The 20,652-nt window shown below is 47.9% G+C and carries 24 protein-coding genes; 8 read left to right on the forward strand and 16 right to left on the reverse strand.

Annotated features, from left to right (window positions below):
• Positions 1 to 4: 4 nt before the first annotated feature.
• On the reverse strand, positions 5 to 1,522 hold the full coding sequence (gene murJ, locus FFL34_RS07355) for a murein biosynthesis integral membrane protein MurJ (protein ID WP_138602860.1): 1,518 nt from the start codon (positions 1,520 to 1,522) through the stop codon (positions 5 to 7).
• Positions 1,523 to 2,093: 571 nt separating this feature from the next.
• Between murJ and FFL34_RS07360 the strand changes: the two genes are divergently transcribed.
• A complete protein-coding gene (locus tag FFL34_RS07360) occupies positions 2,094 to 2,891 on the forward strand; it encodes a ribosomal eL19 family protein (protein WP_138602862.1) in 798 nt (265 codons plus the stop codon).
• Here FFL34_RS07360 and FFL34_RS07365 read toward each other — a convergent pair.
• Positions 2,880 to 4,754 (reverse strand): LTA synthase family protein, encoded by a 1,875-nt coding sequence (locus FFL34_RS07365; RefSeq protein WP_171046320.1) that lies wholly within the window; start codon positions 4,752 to 4,754, stop codon positions 2,880 to 2,882. The genes FFL34_RS07360 and FFL34_RS07365 overlap by 12 nt on opposite strands.
• A gap of 373 nt (positions 4,755 to 5,127) precedes the next feature.
• On the opposite strand from FFL34_RS07365, the gene FFL34_RS07370 reads away from it, so the two are divergent.
• On the forward strand, positions 5,128 to 5,745 hold the full coding sequence (locus FFL34_RS07370) for a C39 family peptidase (protein WP_138602866.1): 618 nt from the start codon (positions 5,128 to 5,130) through the stop codon (positions 5,743 to 5,745).
• 204 nt (positions 5,746 to 5,949) lie between these two features.
• Here FFL34_RS07370 and FFL34_RS07375 read toward each other — a convergent pair whose 3' ends face one another.
• The 6 genes from FFL34_RS07375 to galU form a co-directional block, all read right to left on the reverse strand.
• A complete protein-coding gene (locus FFL34_RS07375; RefSeq protein ID WP_138602868.1) occupies positions 5,950 to 6,159 on the reverse strand; it encodes a YdbC family protein in 210 nt (69 codons plus the stop codon).
• A 75-nt stretch (positions 6,160 to 6,234) separates the two neighbouring features.
• Positions 6,235 to 6,456 carry a hypothetical protein gene (locus FFL34_RS07380; RefSeq protein WP_138602869.1) on the reverse strand — a complete coding sequence of 74 codons (222 nt, stop codon included), beginning with the start codon at positions 6,454 to 6,456 and terminating at the stop codon, positions 6,235 to 6,237.
• Positions 6,457 to 6,534: 78 nt separating this feature from the next.
• Positions 6,535 to 6,744, reverse strand: a complete 210-nt coding sequence (locus tag FFL34_RS07385; RefSeq protein WP_325053268.1) for a transposase — start codon at positions 6,742 to 6,744, stop codon at positions 6,535 to 6,537.
• 78 nt (positions 6,745 to 6,822) lie between these two features.
• Positions 6,823 to 7,770 carry an RpnC/YadD family protein gene (locus FFL34_RS18205; protein ID WP_171046321.1) on the reverse strand — a complete coding sequence of 316 codons (948 nt, stop codon included), beginning with the start codon at positions 7,768 to 7,770 and terminating at the stop codon, positions 6,823 to 6,825.
• A gap of 169 nt (positions 7,771 to 7,939) precedes the next feature.
• The gene (locus FFL34_RS07395; protein WP_138602870.1) at positions 7,940 to 9,400 is read right to left on the reverse strand and encodes an APC family permease; all 1,461 of its coding nucleotides are present in this window, start codon (positions 9,398 to 9,400) and stop codon (positions 7,940 to 7,942) included.
• Between the two features lie 173 nt (positions 9,401 to 9,573).
• Positions 9,574 to 10,461: a UTP--glucose-1-phosphate uridylyltransferase GalU gene (galU, locus tag FFL34_RS07400; RefSeq protein ID WP_138602871.1), complete on the reverse strand. Its 888-nt coding sequence runs from the start codon at positions 10,459 to 10,461 to the stop codon at positions 9,574 to 9,576.
• Positions 10,462 to 10,693: 232 nt separating this feature from the next.
• Here galU and FFL34_RS07405 point away from each other — a divergent pair, with 232 nt between their 5' ends.
• The 4 genes from FFL34_RS07405 (at position 10,694) to FFL34_RS07420 (ending at position 12,758) form a co-directional block, all read left to right on the forward strand.
• The gene (locus FFL34_RS07405; RefSeq protein ID WP_138602872.1) at positions 10,694 to 11,122 is read left to right on the forward strand and encodes a DUF2935 domain-containing protein; all 429 of its coding nucleotides are present in this window, start codon (positions 10,694 to 10,696) and stop codon (positions 11,120 to 11,122) included.
• Between the two features lie 82 nt (positions 11,123 to 11,204).
• Positions 11,205 to 11,444 carry a hypothetical protein gene (locus FFL34_RS07410; RefSeq protein ID WP_138602873.1) on the forward strand — a complete coding sequence of 80 codons (240 nt, stop codon included), beginning with the start codon at positions 11,205 to 11,207 and terminating at the stop codon, positions 11,442 to 11,444.
• Between the two features lie 73 nt (positions 11,445 to 11,517).
• Positions 11,518 to 12,258 carry a threonine/serine exporter family protein gene (locus FFL34_RS07415; protein WP_138602874.1) on the forward strand — a complete coding sequence of 247 codons (741 nt, stop codon included), beginning with the start codon at positions 11,518 to 11,520 and terminating at the stop codon, positions 12,256 to 12,258.
• A gap of 53 nt (positions 12,259 to 12,311) precedes the next feature.
• On the forward strand, positions 12,312 to 12,758 hold the full coding sequence (locus FFL34_RS07420) for a threonine/serine exporter family protein (protein WP_138602875.1): 447 nt from the start codon (positions 12,312 to 12,314) through the stop codon (positions 12,756 to 12,758).
• Between the two features lie 46 nt (positions 12,759 to 12,804).
• On the opposite strand, the gene FFL34_RS07425 is transcribed toward FFL34_RS07420, so the two are convergent.
• The 8 genes from FFL34_RS07425 to mreB all read right to left on the reverse strand — a co-directional run bounded on the left by FFL34_RS07425 (position 12,805) and on the right by mreB (position 18,496).
• Positions 12,805 to 13,095, reverse strand: coding sequence for a hypothetical protein (locus tag FFL34_RS07425; protein ID WP_138602876.1), 291 nt, complete (start codon positions 13,093 to 13,095; stop codon positions 12,805 to 12,807).
• Between the two features lie 140 nt (positions 13,096 to 13,235).
• Positions 13,236 to 13,715, reverse strand: coding sequence for a competence protein ComK (locus FFL34_RS07430; RefSeq protein ID WP_138602877.1), 480 nt, complete (start codon positions 13,713 to 13,715; stop codon positions 13,236 to 13,238).
• A gap of 194 nt (positions 13,716 to 13,909) precedes the next feature.
• Positions 13,910 to 14,203 (reverse strand): hypothetical protein, encoded by a 294-nt coding sequence (locus FFL34_RS07435; protein ID WP_138602878.1) that lies wholly within the window; start codon positions 14,201 to 14,203, stop codon positions 13,910 to 13,912.
• 263 nt (positions 14,204 to 14,466) lie between these two features.
• Complete coding sequence (gene fabZ, locus FFL34_RS07440; RefSeq protein ID WP_138602879.1) at positions 14,467 to 14,886, reverse strand: 3-hydroxyacyl-ACP dehydratase FabZ; 420 nt, start codon at positions 14,884 to 14,886, stop codon at positions 14,467 to 14,469.
• Between the two features lie 179 nt (positions 14,887 to 15,065).
• Entirely contained in the window at positions 15,066 to 15,635 is a 570-nt protein-coding gene (locus FFL34_RS18915) for a DNA-directed RNA polymerase subunit beta (protein WP_318279612.1), read from the reverse strand.
• A gap of 118 nt (positions 15,636 to 15,753) precedes the next feature.
• Positions 15,754 to 16,584 carry a flagellar hook-basal body protein gene (locus FFL34_RS07450; RefSeq protein WP_138602880.1) on the reverse strand — a complete coding sequence of 277 codons (831 nt, stop codon included), beginning with the start codon at positions 16,582 to 16,584 and terminating at the stop codon, positions 15,754 to 15,756.
• A gap of 11 nt (positions 16,585 to 16,595) precedes the next feature.
• Complete coding sequence (locus FFL34_RS07455) at positions 16,596 to 17,387, reverse strand: flagellar hook-basal body protein (RefSeq protein WP_138602881.1); 792 nt, start codon at positions 17,385 to 17,387, stop codon at positions 16,596 to 16,598.
• Between the two features lie 107 nt (positions 17,388 to 17,494).
• Positions 17,495 to 18,496, reverse strand: a complete 1,002-nt coding sequence (gene mreB / locus FFL34_RS07460) for a rod shape-determining protein (protein ID WP_138602882.1) — start codon at positions 18,494 to 18,496, stop codon at positions 17,495 to 17,497.
• A 169-nt stretch (positions 18,497 to 18,665) separates the two neighbouring features.
• On the opposite strand from mreB, the gene FFL34_RS07465 reads away from it, so the two are divergent.
• Both FFL34_RS07465 and FFL34_RS07470 read left to right on the forward strand, forming a co-directional pair.
• Positions 18,666 to 19,478 (forward strand): ribosomal eL19 family protein, encoded by an 813-nt coding sequence (locus FFL34_RS07465; RefSeq protein ID WP_138602883.1) that lies wholly within the window; start codon positions 18,666 to 18,668, stop codon positions 19,476 to 19,478.
• A gap of 89 nt (positions 19,479 to 19,567) precedes the next feature.
• Complete coding sequence (locus FFL34_RS07470; protein ID WP_234031556.1) at positions 19,568 to 20,620, forward strand: nuclease-related domain-containing protein; 1,053 nt, start codon at positions 19,568 to 19,570, stop codon at positions 20,618 to 20,620.
• Positions 20,621 to 20,652: the final 32 nt, after the last annotated feature.

The following is a 20,652-nucleotide window of genomic DNA, read 5'->3' on the forward strand; positions in this document are numbered from 1 at the left end:
CCCTTTATGCCTTTCTCTTTTTCTTAAACAGATGATTAAGAAGAAACCGCAAAGCCTGGGAATGGAGCACATATGCACTGATAAAATAGACGATGGCGCCCGTGAGCGCAATAACGATGATCTGTAACATATCATGCCAGCCGCCAATCAGTTGCAGTATTGGGTAAACAACAGCGGCCATGATGCCGGTAGCTGCCGTTATTTTGATACATTCGACGGCGAGATATTTTAATTGCAAGCCGTTTACCAATTTGTAGAACACGACAAACTGTGCACCGACATAGCCAAACGCCATCAAGGAAGCAGCGAGCGGGATACCACGATAGCCGATCCAAGCTGTCAGGATAAAGTTAAGGACCATATTCAATAAGATGGACAGGCTGCTGATTATCAGGATAAGGTGTCCCTTCTTCAAGGAATAAAAGCCTTTGTTGATAATATTATTCAGACTAAAGCATAAAACAGATCCAACATACATGTAAGCAACTTGGGTCGTCGCCATCGTCGCACCGGCTGTAAATTCCCCGCGTTCATACAAGAGCGAAATGATATTCGGCATCAAGACGAGCATACCGATCACTGATGGCAAGAGAATCAGATACATCGACGTCAGCCCTTGTTCAATACCGCGTTTAAATAATTTCCGGTCATCCGTCGTAATCGCTTTGGAAAGCAATGGAAAAATAATCGTTCCAATCGTTACGCCGAATATCCCCTGCGGCATGTGGACAAGATTTTTAGCATAGTTAATGTAGGTAACCGCACCTTCCTGAAAATGACTGGCAAACATCGTACCGACCATTAGATTGATTTGACCAACCGCTACCGTCAGCCCAACCGGAATAAACACCCAGTAAAATTGCCTTACCTCCAGCCAATCCAATTTGCGCCGGAATGTCATCACTTTCTGCGGTATGACGGAAAACAGCATCACGAACAAGGCAATAACCGCACCGGCAACATAACCGATGGCCAAGGAATAAGCACCAATCCGATTCGCAAACAAAAACGCACTCCCGATGGACGTCACGATCACAATGATTTGCGATATCATCGACATGGTGAAGCGGTTTTGCGAATCAAAGAAAGCCTCGAGCACCGCATTCATGCCGATAAATAGGATGGCCGCAAAGAAAATAGCGGAAATGCGGATGGCGATGTCAGTTGCTTGCCCGCTAAACTCCGGATAAAACAACGGAATATAAACAGGCGCCAGTGCCACGCCAAGCAGCGCAATCACCAGACTAATGACGATGGTCCCTTTGAATACTTGTCCAAAATGCCACTCGCCCCGCTGTTTGTCTAAAGCTTCTATATAACTTGGTACAAAGGCATTCTTCATACCATTTCTCATAAACAAGATAAACATATTCGGAATAATGAATGCAGCCAGATACGCATCCGCTACAAAACTATCACCGAAATAATATGCAATCACCATGTCCCGGATAAGCCCGGACACTTTTAACAAAAGCGATGCCCCGATAAAAAGAACACTTGCTAATCCCAGTTTCGACTTCAAACAACATACCTCTTTTTAGGTTATAGTCATATAACAATTATTCTACCATATTTTTTAGCGATTCATAAGAGAAAATGAACAAGTAAAAAGCGGAAGCACTCTTATATGGGGGAACCGCGACGTCCTGGCCGGGTGCGGTGGTGCAGGCCGGGTGCGGTGCGTGGGCCGGGGTGCGGTGCGTGAGGTGGCCCAGGGGGACAGGCTCCTCGCCGGGCGTGCGGTGCGTGGGGTGGCCCAGGGGGACAGGTTCCTCGCCGGGCGTGCGGTGCGTGGGGTGGCCCAGGGGGACAGGTTCCTCGCCGGGCGTGCGGTGCGTGGGGTGGCCCAGGGGGACAGGCTCCTCGCCGGGCGTGCGGTGCGGGTGCGTCCTGGCTGGGTAGGTGAGCAGGCCCGGGGTGCGGGTGCGCGGGCCCGGGTGCGGTGCGTGGGGTGGCCCAGGGGGACAGGCTCCTCGCCGGGCGTGCGGTGCGGGCGCGTCCTGGCTGGGCGGGGCGGTGATCCGCGGGGGTGGTCCTGGCCGAGCGCCCGCGCGCCGCGAGTGGGGTAGCGACGTGTGGGGGGTGCCGCTGATGTGTCGATGTTCCACGCTATTCCGTCGATGACCGCTGCTATTCCGTCGATGTTCGTCACTATTCCGTTGATGTTCGTCACTATTCCGTCGATATCCGCCACTATTCCGTCGATGTCCGCCACTATTCCGTCGATGTCCTCCTCTATTCCGTCGATGACCGACACTATTCCGTTGATGTCCGCCACTATTCCGTCGATGTCCTCCTCTATTCCGTCGAAGACCGACGCTATTCCGTCGATGTCCTCCTCTATTCCGTTGATGTTCCTCGCTATTCCGTCGATGGCCGACACTATTCCGTTGATGCCAGCCACTATTCCGTCGATGTCCGCTGCTATTCCGTTGATGTCCGCCACTATTCCGTCGATGCCCACCTCTATTCCGTCGATGTCCTCCTCTATTCCGTCGATGACCGACGCTATTCCGTCGATGTCCACCTCTATTCCGTTGATGTTCCTCGCTATTCCGTTGATGTCCGACGCTATTCCGTCGATGCCAGCCACTATTCCGTTGATGTCCCGCTGCTATTCCGTTGATGTTCACCGCTATTCCGTTGATGCCAGCCACTATTCCGTCGATATCCGCTGCTATTCCGTTGATGTTCACCGCTATTCCGTCGAGGCCACCGCCGCACTCCGGTCGATATCCGCTGCTATCCAATCGATACGCGCGGCTATTGTGTGGATGTTCACCTCATACCGGGTGCCGGCTTTTTATTCCACAAAAAAGCAGGGGGCATATCCACATGGACTGCCTCCCTGCTCATTCGGGACGCCTGTTCGGGGTATGTTAGCGGCTTAGGCTCCCGAAGTAGGCATCCGACCATTCGTATAATTGCAGTATATGTTCATAGTCGTCTTCGAAATATTCCATTGGGTCGGATAAGTCGTCAAACTGTCCTCCCCCTTCCATGTCATAGATTCGGACGTCGTGCCTCACTGTTTCCGGAATAAACAGGACATCATTATTGAAAAAGGCGCCGGACGATAGATAGTACCGCATGCCGAGCAAGTTGCTGTCATATTGCAGCAGGTCGTGGCCGAAATACAGTCCTTTTGGCTTGACGCCCAGCATATTCAGAAGTGTCGGCATCATGTCGAGTTGTCCGCCGACTGTATCAATCCGCTCGCCGTTCTCCGCTGTTATGCCGGGGGCTTCGATGATGAACGGAATATTGAACCGATTAAGCAGTGAATAAGGATGGCCGAGAAGATCATGCAGCAGCTGCACGTCTTCGTCCTTGACAAGCTGCCCGTGCACACCGGAGTGATCGCCATACAATGCGATAACCGATTTATCCCAAATACCTGCTTGCTTGAGGTCATCGAAAAATTTTCCAAGTACTTTATCCGCATAATGGACAGATTGTAAATAGTTACCTGTCAGTGTGCCTTGGAATTTTTCCGGGAGATCGAGCCCACGCCTAGCTTCCGGCATTTTAAATGGGGTATGACTGGTCAACGATACTACGTGTGCATAAAATGGCTGCTCCTGCTCCGCGAATGCGTTTAATTTTTCCATCGTTTTATCATAAAAATACCCATCAGAGGGGCCAAACCCGACAACATCTTTTTCCTCATAAAAGTTATCCAGGCTGTAGTAATCGTCAAAGCCTAATACCGGATACATCGTACTTCGATTCCAATAATCGATGTCACCAGCATGAAAGGTTGCTGTCCGGTACCCCTGTTCATTCAACAACTTAGGCAGGGAGGGAATGGCTTTGTCCGCTAATTGATCCGATGTCGGTGTATCGCCAACCGGGTAGATCGATGTATTCATCATGAACTCGGCATCGGATGTATTCCCAGCGCCAATCTGCTGATACACATTGTCGAAATAAAGGCTCTCGTCCAGCCAAGCATTGATATTAGGCGTGATCTCCTGGCCATTTACTTCTAAATTAATAACAAAATCCTGTAGTGACTCAATTTGCAACACGATTAAGTTCCGATCTTTGGCAACGTTATAATGCGTATGCTCCGAAAATGGGACCGGTTCATTCCCTTTCATTTGAATGATGTCGTCGACTGTGACATCATTTAACACTTCGCCAGGATCAACCTCACCGACCGTATCCGAATATAGTTTAATCGCTTGTGCGTTCAGCACACCATGGTCCTCGGAAAACAGCGTCTGATCCAATATACGCTTATCTTTGTTCGTTACGAAATCGACGGAAACGATCATTAGACAAGCTACGAGCACAGGAAGCAGAAACTTTTTCGGAAGCCGGACATTTGCCGGATAGATAAAACCTTTTCGGAATAAAAGCAACACACCCAGAATAAGAAAGTCCACAAAATATAGCATGTCCTGGCGTTCCAGGAGCATTATAATACTATCACTAACCGAACCAACCTGATTCATCTGCCCCAAATCATGATATGTTGGAACAGTTCCGAAATAGCGTTCATAGACGGTCATACTGAAAAACAGGACGGATAATAACAAGTCCAGTACCACATATCCAAGTAATTTACCTTTACCACATACCAAGTCAATGAAAATGAAAAGGATAAAAACAACACTCAGTTCATACCAAAATGTGTGGAGTATATTCGAGTCACCAAATAAATGATAGCGAAGAAAGAAAAATTTCAAAGCAATCACAACGGCGAAAAAAACAAAATATGATTTCAAAACCTTTTTTACCTGCACCATGTCAAAAGTCACCTCTACTGAATCATAATAGCACGTAACAGATTTGTAAAGCCGCATATGAGTCCCAGGCACGGGGGCGGGGCGGTCCGCGGGGACAGGCTCGTTGGTCCAGCTTCCTCCCGGTTGCGGGGACGCTGTCGCTCGACTTTGGGGGCGTGTCGCTCGAGTTTGGGGGCGTGTCGCTCGAGGATTGGATGGTGCCAGGCACGCACACAATTCAGAATTGTCTCGGTGCCTGGCACCCCGCACACGAAGTTTCAGGATGTGCTACAATCGGGTTGATTATGTAAGCCCTATCAATTTAGCGAGGGGGATTTTTGATGAATAAAATCAGCTTAGGTAATAGTGATTTTGAAGTAAAGAGGTGGATAATATGACTGAATCAAAATGGAAGGTACTCATTCAAGGTGTGCCAGCCTATTACCAATACCCGGAGCTGCCAACCGGATGTGAGGCGACGTCACTAGCGATGCTGTTGAGTTGGGGACTTGGTCGGGATGTGAGTAAATATGACGTAGCGGATACATTACGCAAGGGTGCCAAAGTTCGATTAGTCGATGGCGAGCGTACAGGAGCGAATCCGAATAAATCGTTTGTCGGCGATCCGTACACCGACTCGGATGATGGTAGTTATGGTGTGTTTGAAAGGCCAATTTTAGAAGCGCTTGATGTGTTCATGTCCGGCCGCGGTGTTGACTTGACCGGTACGTCGTTTGATGCGCTGCTTGATGTCATTCGTTCCGGGAAACCGGTGCTCGCATGGACGACGCTTGAGCAGCGGGAAACATTTTACGGATTGTCGTGGACCGATGCTGATGGCGACGTGATTGACTGGTATGAAAATGAGCATGCCGTAGTGATTATCGGGATTGACGGGGATGATGTCATTGCACATGATCCGCATACCGGGAAAGCGGAACATTACGAACGGGACCTTTTTGAACGGAATTGGCGCTCGATGGGCAAGCGTGCCGTGACATTGGACGCGTAAGGATCTATAGTTGCAAATTTAGGAGCAGAGCCGAGCGCTTCGTATGGTCGCGGAAATACATGCAGGCGTGCGGCTTAGGATGCGCGAGCTCGGTCCAGGCTGGGCTGCGCGACTTTTCCATTCTCGCGAGCGTTTCACTCCGGGCCGCGCGACTTTTCCTGTTTTCGCGTGAAATTGAGAAAGTAAACCTGTCCCCATGTCCATTTACTTCAATAGCTTTTTTAAATTCTCAAGTTCTTCTTCAGTCATTGTGATGCCTTTGCCCATTTTTTCCTTATCTGGGGACCAGTCTCGTAAATCATATTTGGGTTCCCGGTCATTCCAGCTGACGATATTCAGTTCTTTCGTCCAGCCTTTAGGTGATTCGGATAGAACGCCAATCGTTTCTTTGATTTCATAGTTAATGTTAGCCATGTTTCTGTCTCCTTTTATCGATTATACTTTTTCGGAACCGTTCAATGAATGCTTTCTGATATATAGAACCCACCATCAATTTTCCTGCCTTAACCTCTCAATTTCTTCTTCACTTAGCTGTGTTACCTTTGCAATAAATGCTGTTGACGCTCCTTCGCTTATCATGGCAAGTGCCATTTCCTTGATCGCTTTTTCTTTTCCGATTTCCTTTCCAATTTCCTTTCCCTTTTCCTCATATGAAATTGGCAGCTCCATGATTTTCTCCACATCGGGGGATTTTTTAACCTCTTTCATCAAGGTTGCTTCCTCCTCTTCATTTAATGCGAGATACCTTTCGAAAAAGCCGTAAATGACAAAATGACATGGAACCCACCATCAATTTTTCTGCCTCAACCTATCAATTTCTTCTTCACTTAGCTGTGTTACCTTTGCAATAAATGCTGTTGACGCTCCTTCGCTTATCATGGCAAGTGCCATTTCCTTGATCGCTTTTTCTTTTCCTTTTTCCTTTCCCTTTTCCTCATACGAAATTGGCAGCTCCATGATTTTCTCCACATCGGGCGATTTTTTAACCTCTTTCATCAAGGTTGCTTCCTCCTCTTAATTTAATGCGAGATACCTTTCGAAAAAGCCGTAAATGACAAAATGACATGAAACCCACCATCAATTTTTCTGCCTCAACCTCTCAATTTCTTCTTCACTTAGCTGTGTTACCTTTGCAATAAATGCTGTTGACGCTCCTTCGCTTATCATAGCAAGCGCCATTTCCTTGATCGCTTTTTCTTTTCCGATTTCTTTTCCTTTTTCCTTTCCGATTTCTTTTCCGATTTCCTTTCCAATTTCTTTTCCTTTTTCCTTCCCTTTTTCCTCATACGAAATTGGCAGCTCCATGATTTTCTCCGCATCGGGCGATTTTTTAACCTCTTTCATCAAGGTTGCTTCCTCCTCTTCATTTAATGTGAGATACCTTTCGAAAAAGCCGTAAATGAGTCTTGTTCTAGCCGGGTCAAGTTCCATTCGGGCCATCATCCGCAAAAATTCTAGTTTCACCTGCACCTTTTCCTTTTCCGTGTAGCCCATTTTACTTAACAGGGCTGCTGCCGCCGGATTGTCGGATAGAATATAGTCGCGCCAGTGTTTTTTTCGCAATTCGAGCATGAGAAAGTTAAATGTCAATACATGAAAGAAAGGAAAAGACATTTCAAACGTGTGTTGTTCGTGTCGTTTTTCATCGTAACTAAACACAGCAATCGGGATAATTGGTTTTCTATACTTATTATAAAGCATGCTGAAATAGTGATACATTCGTTCATGGAAATGGGGCTGGCTTGAGCTTTGTGGTTCGACATGGATGATTAGAACTGCATCCTCATCTTTGCCTTTTGTTTCCATAACGATATCGAGTCTTTTTGCCTCTCCCTCATGCATGTCGGAAAAAACTTCTTCGGACAGCGGTTTGATGTGTTGAAAATCAATATGTTCATGCACCTCCGGGAAGAAGGCACGCAAAAATTCCTCGAAAAATGTGTGGATCAATTCCTTGAATAAGTGATCGTGGTGAATATACGTGGTTGTGTTTGATTCTTCTCGTACAAGTGTAGCTGCTTGCATTTTAACACATCCTTTATGGGGGAATGAAGAGAGTCAGGATGTATGGTCTAATGATAATATAACACAAAAGAACATCAGGAACAAGTGTTCTAGTAAAATTTTTTTATAATTTTTCGAGCCTGCTCTACAAATGAACCCCCGGCGCCACTGTACCGGGGATTCCTTCTAATTATATTTGGTTTTTTGCTCGGATTTGTTTGTTTCCAGTGATGAGATAGTTGAGTTCTTCTTTTGGTATATTGCTCAGTTCGGTCCGGTTGGAGAGATAAAACGCGACACCAAGTACAATCCAGATGACGAGTGCGATTATTGATTCCACGCCGAGTGCTGCCGGTGATCCTGGAATTAACAAGAGGCCCAAGAACGTGATACTAGCCAGCATTCCTAATCCGGCAAATGCTTTCTTTAATGGTGCGACAACTTGTGTATCTGGATTGAACTTTTTTGTCCGCGACCAAGTAAACAACGTGAATGCTGTGTAGCATGTATAAAAATATGCAATCGTTACACCAATGGATGACATATCAACCACCCACGTGAGCGCTTGCCGTCCGAACCATGGCGCGATAGCTGCAACAATGACTGTAAACAGGATGCCGATATATGGCGTCTTATATGTCGGGTGTAATTTGGAAAAGATTTCCGGAATAATTTTTGCCCGTGACATGGCGAATAGCAGACGGCTCGATGAAATAATGAATCCGTTCAATCCGGTGAAAATTCCCATCGTTAGTGCGGTCACAAGAATAACGAGTCCGATCGTGCCGAGCAAGCCTTGGATGGCGGCTCCGGTACCCCATGTCTTTTCTTGGGCGACGAGCTGTTCCCATGGCGCAATCATGGAGGTTGCAACGATCATCATGCTGTACAAGACAGCTGCGAAAAAAATAGCTAGGATAATGAGCGTAAATGCTTTTCTGGAGGAAAAATGAAATTCCTCCGCTGCCTGTGGAACATTATCAAAACCGACATAAGCCCACGGCGCGATGGCCACGATCGAAATAATCGCGGCAAATGCAGGTGTGTCAGTCGGAAAAAGCGGTGCGACATTGGAAAGCCCTGAACCAGGATGCACCCCTACCATCGACGTAATAACGACAACACCAATGACCATGATAGTGCAAAATATAAACTGCATGCGGCCGGAAAGTCCGGTCCCTCTCATATTAAAATAACCAAAAATGCCTAGAATGGCGGATGCAATGATCACTTCCATCAAATACACATTCCAGCCGGCAATTGTGTATAAATGGAATGTTTCGAGAATCGTCGGGAAAACAAATTTAACCATTAATGCGAAGGCGGACGCGTTCAAGGCAACAATGCACAAATAGCCGAGTGTCAAAAACCACCCGCAGATGAATGCGTGTACGCGTCCGAGGCTGATATACGAATAAGCGAACTCGCCGCCTGAAACGGGAAAGCTTTTAATGAGGAATCCATAGCTGATGGCAATCAGCATCATTAAAAGCGCGCCGATGCTGAGTCCAATCATCACACCTAAAGGGCCGGCTGTAGACATCCAAGTTGTCGGCTGCACAAACGCCCCCCAGCCAATCGATGATCCAAGCGCAATTGCCCAGACCCAATGCGGCTTCAATGTTTGCTTCAATGTCGTACGTTCTTCCATGCTTCGTCTCCTTTTTGCAATGGGGTGGCCCGCGGGGACAGGCTCTTTGGGCCAGGTGGTCGCGCGGGTTTCCTGATTTTCGCGCGAATTCCACCCCGGGCCGCGCGACTTTTCCCGTTTTCGCGCGACTCTCACCCCGGGCCGCGCGACTTTCACCATATTCCCCGCGTTCCTTATTGTGAAACTTCTTTAGGTAATTTTTGGTTTAGTTCATTTAAATATTCCACTAGTGGTCCGCGCAGGTCGTCGCGTGTGAGGGCGATTTCAATTGTTGTCTGGATGAAGCTGAGCCGCTCGCCGACGTCATAACGATTCCCCTCAATCTCTAGGGCGAACACACGCTGATTTTTATTCAATTCCTGAATGGCGTCAGTCAGCTGTATTTCACCACCGGCACCAACTTTTTGTCCTTCCAGAAAGTCAAAAATTTCTGGTGTCAAAATATACCGTCCGATGATCGCCATATTGGATGGTGCGGTTCCTTGTTCAGGTTTCTCCACAAAATTTTTCACCTGGTGTAGCTTATCGGCTGTCCCGGTGGGGTCGATGATTCCGTAACGATGTGTTTCGTCGTCCGGAACACTTTTCACGCCAATAATGGAGGATTTTGTTTTGTCGTGTTCAGCTATCATTTGCTGCAGGCCCGGTGTTTCGCTCTGAATAATATCGTCACCAAGCAAGATGGCAAATGGATCGTCCCCGATAAATTTTCGGGCGCACCAGACGGCATGTCCGAGGCCTTTTGGTTCTTTTTGTCGAATGTAATGAATATCGACATTGGCTGATTTGCGGATCCGCTCGAGCTGTTCAAATTTTTCCTTTTGCATCAGGTTGTCTTCCAGTTCGAGGGAGTGGTCGAAATGGTCTTCAATTGCTCGCTTCCCTTTTCCAGTGACAATGATGATGTCCTCAATGCCCGATTTAATCGCTTCATCAACGATATATTCAATCGTCGGCTTGTCCACAATCGGGAGCATCTCTTTTGGCATCGCCTTTGTCGCGGGTAGAAATCGTGTGCCAAGACCGGCTGCTGGTATAATTGCTTTCTTAATAGGTTGCATAAGTCCCCTCCTCTATTCTTTATTGTATATGAAATTAGTTTCGGATGCATCGATTGATTGTAGCTGGATAGTATCCGTGAGTTTTGCAGGTTACATTATAGCGGACCGATAGTAGGCAGAGCAAATCGGGATGGTATGAATTGTGCGGTCCTTGTCCTGAAAATGAGAGCATGAATGTTTTTCCACGAACATATATATGAATGGGATCTATTGTTAATCGGGAGGCTAGGACATGCAATTTTATTACGGAAACCAGATGCCGCTTCGGGTGCTGGATGAGGCCGAATTTTGGAAGGAAAATGGAGCAGAACATACGGTTGTCATGCGCGAGTTGGTGACAAATTTAGAAGAATCGTTTGCCGAGACGCTGAAACAATGGGAAAATGTGCTGGAGACGACGCATCAGCATGTGAAACGATTTATCGAATCGGTCGTCAGGAGCAACAACCACGTATCTCCCGCGCTTTATAAGCAAGTGCTGGATCTTGTGTCCTTTTGTTTGCAGGAATCTCAAGCATTTATCCAATTTTGCAGGCAGCTAAAACGAGAAAGTGCGGCGATTTCGGGTAACCATACCGCAAAAGTCGTGATTGACCACATTATTGACGAATCTGAATATTTTATCGGCGTCGCACAGACCATTTTGTACGAGCAATACTAATGATAAAGATACCCTCGCCCAGGGTGTCTTTTTTATTGGATAAACTTGGTACGGGGCGGGCGCGTCGCTCGAGTGCGGGCGCGTGTCGCTCGAGTTGAGGGTGCTGTCGCTCGAGTGCGGCGGGCTGTCGCTCGAGTTGGAGGGCGCGTCGCTCGAGTTGGACGGGCTGTCGCTCGAGTGCGGCGGGCTGTCGCTCGAGTTGGCGGGGGCGTCGCTCGAGTGCGGGCGCGTGTCGCTCGAGTGCGGCGGGCTGTCGCTCGAGTTGAGGCCGCTGTCGCTCGAGTGCGGCGCGTTGTCGCTCAAGTTGACTTTGTCGCCTTAATCCTACCTTTGTGTCGCGCTGCTTCCCAAAATCATTTGGACGCTTTATAATGTGATAGGAAGGTGGTGCGGTTATGATGGATCGGGTTCTGATTGCGAGGGTGAGCATGCTTGCTGGTAAGATTATGCTGGAGAGTGGTGCGGAGACGTATCGTGTGGAGGATACGATGAATCGTATTGCGTCTGCATTCGGGCTGGAAAATGTCCAGAGCTATGCGACGCCGACCGGTATACATTTTTCGGTAGATTTTGCAGAGGTAACGAACTTTATCCGTATCCAAAACCGGGCAACGGACTTGCATAAAATTGCGGAAGTTAATAGTATCTCTCGTGATATAACGTCTGCGAAAATTTCAATTAACGAGGCGCTGGTGAAACTGAATGACGTCGATCGGGCGCGGCTGGCGTTTCCGTTTTGGATGCAAATCATTGCGGCGGCGCTTGCAAGCGGAAGTTTTGCCATTATGTTTGGTGGAGACTGGCCCGATCTTTTCCCAGCCACGATTGCAGGTGGGGTGGGATATGCTGCGATGCTTGGTGCGGCAGCTTTGGTTGAAGTCAGTTTCGTTGCACATTTTGCCGCATCGTTCATTTTGGGGATTTTGGCCGTGCTATTTATCTCGAATGGGTTCGGTGCGAATGTGGATAAAGTGATTATTGGCGCCGTCATGCCGCTCGTGCCGGGACTGCATATCACCAATGCTGTGCGCGATCTGATGGCAGGGCACCTCGTCGCCGGCGTTTCCAAAGGGGTTGAATCCGTGCTGACCGCGTTTGCCATTGGTGCTGGCGTGGCAGTTGTGTTTGCGTTTTAAATCGGTAAAATCGCTTGTCAAATGTCGTCTGATTTTTGAAAGGAAGAATGCTTATGTTATTCACACAAATGGTGACGAGTTTCATTGCCGCAGCAGGTTTTGGGGTGATTTTCAACGCACCAAGACGGGTAATCATTCAGTGCGGCGCTGTCGGTATGGCCGGCTGGATTTTATACTATTTGCTATCGGATGGCGGGATGGATGTCGTTCCCGCGACGTTATTCGGGGCGATGCTTGCGGGAATTCTCAGCCAAATTTGCGCCAAGCTATTCAAAGTACCGGTCATCACGATTAGCGTATCCGGGATTATTCCGCTCGTACCAGGCGGGGCGTCCTATGATGCGATGCGGCATTTTGTTGAAAATGATTACCATATGGCTGTGCAGCTATCGGCCAAAGTCATGCTGCTGGCTGGAGCGATTGGCATGGGACTCATGTTTTCAGAAGTTGCCAATCAAACGATTAAAAAAATCCACGCAGCACGATCCCGGTCTACCTGACTTATAACCGCAGTCAAGCCCGGCCGTTTAGGCGAAAAATTGCCTGCTATTCCTCATGGGTAATGGCATCAATCAGCAGAACAATTGCCGTAATAATATGCATGGTTATACCGACGAATGGAATGACAGCAATAAATGACGTCACCATGCCTAAGATGCTTCCCGCCATACTTCCCTTGGCGTTGCGCGCAATCAGCAATGTAATAAAATGAGCAATGAACATGACAAACAAAATGCCCCAGGACGTGCTGAAAACAAACGCAGCACCAACGAATGGGATGCCCAGAAAAGCCTCACTACCGCCAGTAATAAACTTCATGATTCGTGATAATGACATGAATTCACCCCCCAATGAACAATCCTTTCCCTAAGCATAGCATATTTTTATGCAAAAAAACGAATGCTTTTGGCTACGCTCGCCACCGGGCCGCGCGACTTTTCCCGTTTTCGTGCGACTTCCACCCCGGACCCGGAAAACTACAAATGATTCCAGGGAAAAGTGTTTCCTCCAAAGAAAAACGGGCGGCTCAGCTTGGCAATCAGCTCACCCGTCCGCTTATATTGCATATCGAATGTTTGCCGGGATGTATTGACATATAACCCTGTTCCATCATGGAAGGAAACGTATGTTCTATCATCACGCTGTTCATAATAATCGATGTGATAAAACGACAGCCAGACATTATCTTTTTTCTTGGACGAGGCTGTTGGCAGCATGTAAACGCCTTGTTCTTGGATAACCGGTACAGGTACTTTACTGCATACATTCAACAGCCTCTTTACCGATCCACGCCTGCCTTCCAGCGTCGCGCCATTTAGCACGCACGTATTATCAATGATTCTCTCCGGGTGGTACACCGAATGTCGCCGTCGGGAAACCTCCAAAATGAGTGAGCGATAATACGATGCGTCTTTCGCTAAAATAGCCTTCGTCTGCTGTGAGATAATATAAACCATGTGTCTTCCCCCTGGCTGGTGTGGTTAATGAGAAAATAGCCGCTTCCTTTAAAACAATTAAGCCTATTGTACTACGATTCCCATGGATAATCTATTCTCATTTTGAAAAATGCATCAATTTTTTACAGCAGACAGCTGAGAATGTCCATATAAAAAATCCCCTCGTACTGAAGGGGATTTTTGCCAAACGTGTACTATTGATTGTTATTATTATCGTTGTCGTCATTACCCAGGTTGACGTCATTCTCGTTATCATTATCATCTTCATTCAGATCGACGTCATTATCATTCATGTCGGCGTCATCATCATTATCAAGCTGTGGATCGTCCTGATTCTCACCATTCATATCAGGATTATCTTCCTCCTGATTCAGTGGTGCTTCATCATCACCATCAACCGGGTCATCTTGGTCATCAGTCCCACACGCAGCCATCAGTGACAATGCCAAAATTGGTGCACCGATTTTAAAGAGCCATTTTTGTCCCATGTGCAAATTCCCTCCTTTGTATTTATTATCGCTTATAGCTTTACCATCAACGGAACAAGTGATACTTAAATTTTTATAATAAAGAAGTCTCTGCTCCTTTGCTCAGCCGCCCCGGGAAAAGGTCCATTAGACAATAAAAAATCCGAACCGGTGCAACATCTAGCGTGAGCATGTTGCATCGTCGTTCGGATTTTTCTTAAGCCTTTGTCCCAGTTTCATTTTTACATGGTGGTTGAACGGTAGCGGGGGTCCTGTACATACGTTTATTTTATCGCGAACGTAATCTCTGCTTCACAGGCCACCTCGCCATCAACGGTCGCAACGCCTTTCCCTTTGCCAACCGAACCTTTTACCCGGACAATGTCCACCTCCAGCTGCAACTGATCTCCAGGTTTAACTTGACGCTTGAAGCGGCATTTATCGAGCCCGGCCAGAAAGCCAATTTTTCCTTGGTTTTCTTCCATCCCGAGTACGCCAATCGCCCCGGTTTGTGCAAGTGCTTCAACAATAAGGACACCTGGCATCACCGGATAATCTGGGAAATGCCCTTGAAAATAAGGTTCATTTGCCGTTACATTTTTCACTGCGGTCACACGCTTGCCTTCTTCCATCTCCGTCACTTTATCGACAAGCAAAAAGGGATAGCGGTGTGGAATGGTTTCTTTAATCTGGTCAATATCCATCCGAATCTCTCCTTATCATATGTATCATGCGCTCATTATAGCAAAAAAAGCACAATAAGCGCCAAAGCTTTAGACGCGGACAACTGCCTCGTTGCATTTATTACTGATTCAACATCTAACGGGGAACATTTGAATCACTTTTCGGATTTCGCTTGGATGCTACATTTTTGTCCCGGCTATTATCCTTCTTTCGTTACAATATCGATAATGTGCTGCCATGTTTCCCATTTGAGTGCGTCAATCGGGGTGCCATCTCCAATCACGCCATAACCAATCATGGATCCGGCAACGAGCGCCACTACAGAACATACGAATACAACAATTAGACGGAGCCAGATTGGAAATATGCGGCGGCGCGGCTTTGGCTGTTTATGTTGCCGTTTTTCCTGTTTCCGCTTTTGTTTCTGTTCTTTCCGGGTCATATGATCAGCCGATTGCGCGAGTTCTTTCCGCTGGTTTTTCTTTGATTCACCGGCTTGCCGTTGCTGTTTCCGCCTGGTGCGTGTTGCTTTCGGTTGCGGTTGCTTCGCCGGTTCTGCGGCTGCCGCCCCACTCGATGGCTCACGTGCTTCTGGTTGCAGTTGCTCCGCTTGTTCCATCACTGATTCGTCGCTGTTTTGCTGTTTCCTTTCCGCTTCCCCGGACACGGATTGTTCTTGATCGCGTTCTTTTTCCAGCACTGTGACGGCTTGCTCGTCGTTTCGTGTCTGTTTGTTTTCCGCTGTCCGTTCGCTCTGATTCGTTGGCATGACTCGTTTCTCCTTACTCCGTTTGTTGCTTACTGTAGCGCACCGGCCCGCTCCCAAGACCGGCCGCCTCATCTACCGGCCGGATGTTCACACCTGTTACCGGTATTTGTCCTTCAGGTTATCGCAGCTGGTTAATTAATCCTTGCATTTGATCGGTCATCGTTATGGTTCTGGCGTTGAACTGGTATGATCGCTGTGTGGAAATCATATCAGTCATTTGTTTGGCAACATCAACGTTCGACTTTTCCAGTGCATTGTTTTTCAACATGGGCTCGCCTGTGCCCGCCGCTTGCATCACTTCATCAGCTGTAAATCCGAGTTCGCCCAAGTCTGGCAGCCGAAACTGATTGTCCCCTGCTGCTTCCAGTAATTGTGGCCGGATAGCTTCGGTAATTGCAAGCGTTCCGACATGCTCAGACGTGTTCCCGCGTTTGACCGTGACCCCGCCATCCGGTTGAATGGTAATGCTATCAAAATCATCACGAAAGACAATCCGCCCGTTTTCACCAAGTACCGGGTGGCCGTCTTTTGTTGTCAGCATTACTTCCTCATTATTATTCACAGGGCTTAAATAAAATGACCCATCACGGGTGTAACGGGTTTCTGTTCCGCCATTTTCCGTCACCTGCATTTGATAGAGGTGATTTTTCCCGAGCAGTGCGGTGTCCAGTGCACGACCGGTTTCTTGAATGGCGCCCTGTGTGAAATCCATATCAATCGAACCAAGCTTCGCCCCTGAACCGACTCGAATACCGTCTGGTGTCAGTCGCCCTTGTGCGTTAGCAGGGGCTGTCATGTTATCGATCTCTTGGAATAGCAATGAGGAAAATTCTGCCTGACGATTTTTGTAACCGGTCGTCTGACTATTGGCTAGATTATTCCCGGTGATATCCAGTTTATTTTGTAGCTGGTTCATCGTAACTGCCGCCTGGATCATTGTTCGCGACATGCCAACCCCTCCTAGCGTAATCGGGCAATTTCACTAACAGCCTTGCCCATACTTTTGTCATAAGCTTTCAGTACGCGCTGGTTCGTTTCAAACGTCCGGTACGACTCCATCATTTGCGTCATGGCTTGCGTCGCATCGAGATTGGAACGCTCAAGCGCACCCTGACGAACGGTATAGCCCGCTCCGGCCGGGATTCCACCCGCCTCGCCCCTGAACAAGCCACTGCCTTCTTTGGTAAGTGTGTTGGCGTTGTCCGTGTAGGCTATCCCGAGGGGTGTCGCTTGCCCGTCAGCCTGTACAACGCCCTGTTCAGTGACGTCGAAATCCATGCCGCCCGTCTGAACCGGTGCGCCCGCTTCATCAAGCACGTAATACCCCTGCTGCGTCGTGAGAAAACCGTTCCCGTCAACGGTAAAGTTGCCGTTGCGTGTATAGCGGCGTTCTCCGTCTGCATTTTGAACGGTGAAAAATAAGCTACCCGTCTCATCCGGAAGCGATTCGTTACGTAAGGCTAAATCGGTTGAATTACCGGTATCGCGGACATCCCCTTGCCCGTAATTCGGTACATTTTCCTGGACATAAACGCCCGTATGTAGCGACCCGATTGGATCTTGGACAGGGCGCTCGATCGGGACGTGCTGCTTACCCATCCGGTACATCAGCATTTCCGGAAATGCTCTGACGACAGGCTGATCTGCTTTATAGCCCGGCGTGTTAGCATTGGCGATATTGTTGGACAGCGCCTCCTGCCGTCGCTGCTGGGCAATCATTCCACTGGTTGCTGTATAAAATCCTCTCAGCATAAGCCTTCCCCTTCCCTTTAATGGATATTTTCAGGCGATAGCGGTGCGCCGGCGCCTATCGTTCAAAGGCACATGTTTATCGTGCAAGCATGAAGGGTAATGCTGCTTTACACGATTTTTTTCCGTTCGACTTTATCGACATTTTCCAGCATGATGCCCGTTCCCTTGGCAACACAGTTCATCGGTTCGTCTGCCAAGAATACAGGTACTTTCAATTCCTCAGCCAGAAGTCGGTCTATACCGTGCAAGAGCGCGCCGCCACCGGTCAGCGTAACCCCGCGATCAATGATGTCAGCAGACAATTCCGGCGGTGTACGCTCCAGCACCTGCTTGGCACCCTGTGTAATCAGTGCTACCGACTCACGCAAGGCTTCTTCAATTTCCTCCGAGTGAACAGTGATCGTCCGCGGCAACCCGCTAACCATATCTCGGCCGCGAATATCCAGCTCCTCGTGGCGGGAATCTTGGAAAACGGTCGCTACATTAATTTTTATATCTTCAGCTGTCCGTTCCCCAATCAGCAATTTATATTTCTTCTTAATAAACTGTAGAATTTCAACATCAAATTTATCCCCAGCCATTTTGACCGATTCCGCTGTAACAATATTGCCCATCGATAAAACGGCTACATCTGTCGTTCCTCCACCGATGTCAACAATCATGTTACCGCTCGGCTGGAAAATCTCCATCCCGGCACCAACCGCTGCAACTTTTGGTTCTTCCTCCAGATAAACCTTCTTGCCACCGGATTTCTCTGCCGCTTCCTTAATCGCCTTTTGCTCGACCTTCGTAATGTTTGTCGGGCAACAAATCAGCATTTTTGGCTTCGACAGGAATCCCTTCACATTTATTTTATTAATAAAATATTTTAGCATCGCTTCAGTCACATCAAAGTCAGCAATCACCCCATCCTTTAACGGGCGGATCGCTTCTATATTTCCAGGTGTTCGTCCGACCATGCGGCGTGCTGCTTCTCCGACTTCCAGCACACGACCGGTATTGCGATCCATTGCCACAACAGCCGGCTCGTTCAAAACAATTCCTTTTCCTTTCACATGAATCAACACATTGGCCGTCCCAAGGTCGATCCCGATATCCCTAGCAAACATGCATGAAAGCCTCCCTGAATATCAAATACTTTCCGTACCTATAAAAAGACATATTCCTACTAATATTATATTTTACCACAAAAAACAACATGTAACTGCAAATTTCGAAAAAAATATTAGAAAAAAAAGGAAGAAGGACCCGCGCGCCCTGTGCGGTGCAGATCCGTCGATGTGCAGTGCTTTTCCGTCGATGGGCGCTCCTATTCCGTTGATGTGCGGCGCTGTTCCGTTGATGTGCGGCGCTATTCCGTTGATGGGCGGGGCTGTTCCGTTGATGTGCGGCGCTATTCCGTTGATGTGCAGTGCTGTTCCGTCGATGTGTGGCGCTATTCCGTCGATGGGCAGTGCTATTCCGTCGATGTGCGCTGCTATTCCGTCGATGTGCAGTGCTATTCCGTTGATGTGCAGTGCTATTCCGTCGATGGGCGCTCCTATTCCGTTGATGTGCAGTGCTGTTCCGTTGATGTGCGGGGCTATTCCGTTGATGTCCGGCGCTGTTCCGTCGATGTGCAGTGCTATTCCGTCGATGGGCGGGGCTATTCCGTTGATGTCCGGCGTTGTTCCGTCGATGGGCGGGGATATTCCGTTGATGTGCAGTGCTATTCCGTCGATGGGCGGTGCTGTTCCGTCGATGGGCGGCGCTATTCCGTTGATGTGCAGTGCTATTCCGTCGATGGGCGGTGCTATTCCGTTGATGTGCGCCGCTATTCCGTTGATGTGCAGTGCTATTCCGTTGATGAGCGGTGCTGTTCCGTTGATGTGCGCTCCTATTCCGTTGATGTGCAGTGCTATTCCGTTGATGTGCGGGGATGTTCCGTTGATGTGCGCTGCTATTCCGTTGATGTGCGGCGCTATTCCGTTGATGTGCAGTGCTGTTCCGTCGATGTGCGGCGCTATTCCGTTGATGTGCGCTCCTATTCCGTTGATGTTGCGTCCCAGCATTTTTGAGCTAACGTTTTCCGTTCGTTTATCGGCTTCGTAATAACATTTTTTTAAAATATCATTATTCAAGCAGGAGTTTGTATAATGGTGTCGAATATTAGTGATATAGAAAAATTCATAAGAAGGAGTGTGTCATTTTTGAGTCCAACTGTTTTAAAACCTAGATGTAAATCCCATGCATTATTGGCTTATGAGGCGCTGTTTAGGCAATTTTTACCACAATACCGCAAGCATGAATCCATCATTTCAGAATACAGGAAGGAAAAGGCCGGTTATGATGGTGAACGAAATGTTGACTACAAGCTTTCCACCTACCCGCGAAAAGATTTCCTCGTCGTTCAAGGCATCCGTCTGAAGAATCCACCATTTTACTTCCAAATCGATACGCTTATCCTGACGAGACGATTCATTTGTATCCTTGAAATTAAAAATCAGAAAGGAACGCTTAAATATGATGCAAGTTTAAAGCAGATGGTACAAGAAATAGATGGAAAAGTCATATCTTACAAGGATCCAATTCTGCAAGCGGAAGCACAAAAAACGCACCTGCGGGAATGGCTGGCGATGCACGGAATTTTCAATGTCCCCATCGAGGCGCTTGTCGTCATCGCCTATCCGTCAACAATCATCGAAAACGTCCAGGGTGACCCAGGTGTTTATAATCAAATCATTCATCGTGAAGGCTTGCATCAGCACCTTGAGCGGGTGGGTCGCAACCATCCGAACCATTTGCTCACCAACGCACAACTGAAAAAATTGTGCCGTGTCTTAGCTGACGAGGACACCCCACTACAGACAGACATCTTAGAAAAGCACGGCGTCAGTGGCCGTCATTTGATCAGGGGAATCCCATGCAGCAAATGCCACACCTATCCGATGAAACGATTATATAAAAATTGGCAATGCCAAAAATGCCTTGCTACCAAACCAAAAGCCCACGAACGTGTCATCTTGGATCACTTTCTTCTTCATCAGCCAACTGTCACAAACCAGGAATGCAGAAACCTGCTCCAGATTGATTCCCCAAGAACGGCATACAACATCATGAATACGATGGGGCTTCATAAATCAGGGAAGAATAGTGCAAGAGTATATCATGCACCACCCCTTAGTGAATTTCCGCAAGATTCCAGTTTCCCGTTCAACTTGCAAAACCATATCGCAAAACAAAGCTTGGACTAAAATATACCCGCAGTTATATTTCGATTCGACCC

Origin of the sequence: Lentibacillus cibarius, assembly GCF_005887555.1 — a bacterium.
GTDB classification, from domain to species: Bacteria; Bacillota; Bacilli; order Bacillales; family Amphibacillaceae; genus Lentibacillus; species Lentibacillus cibarius.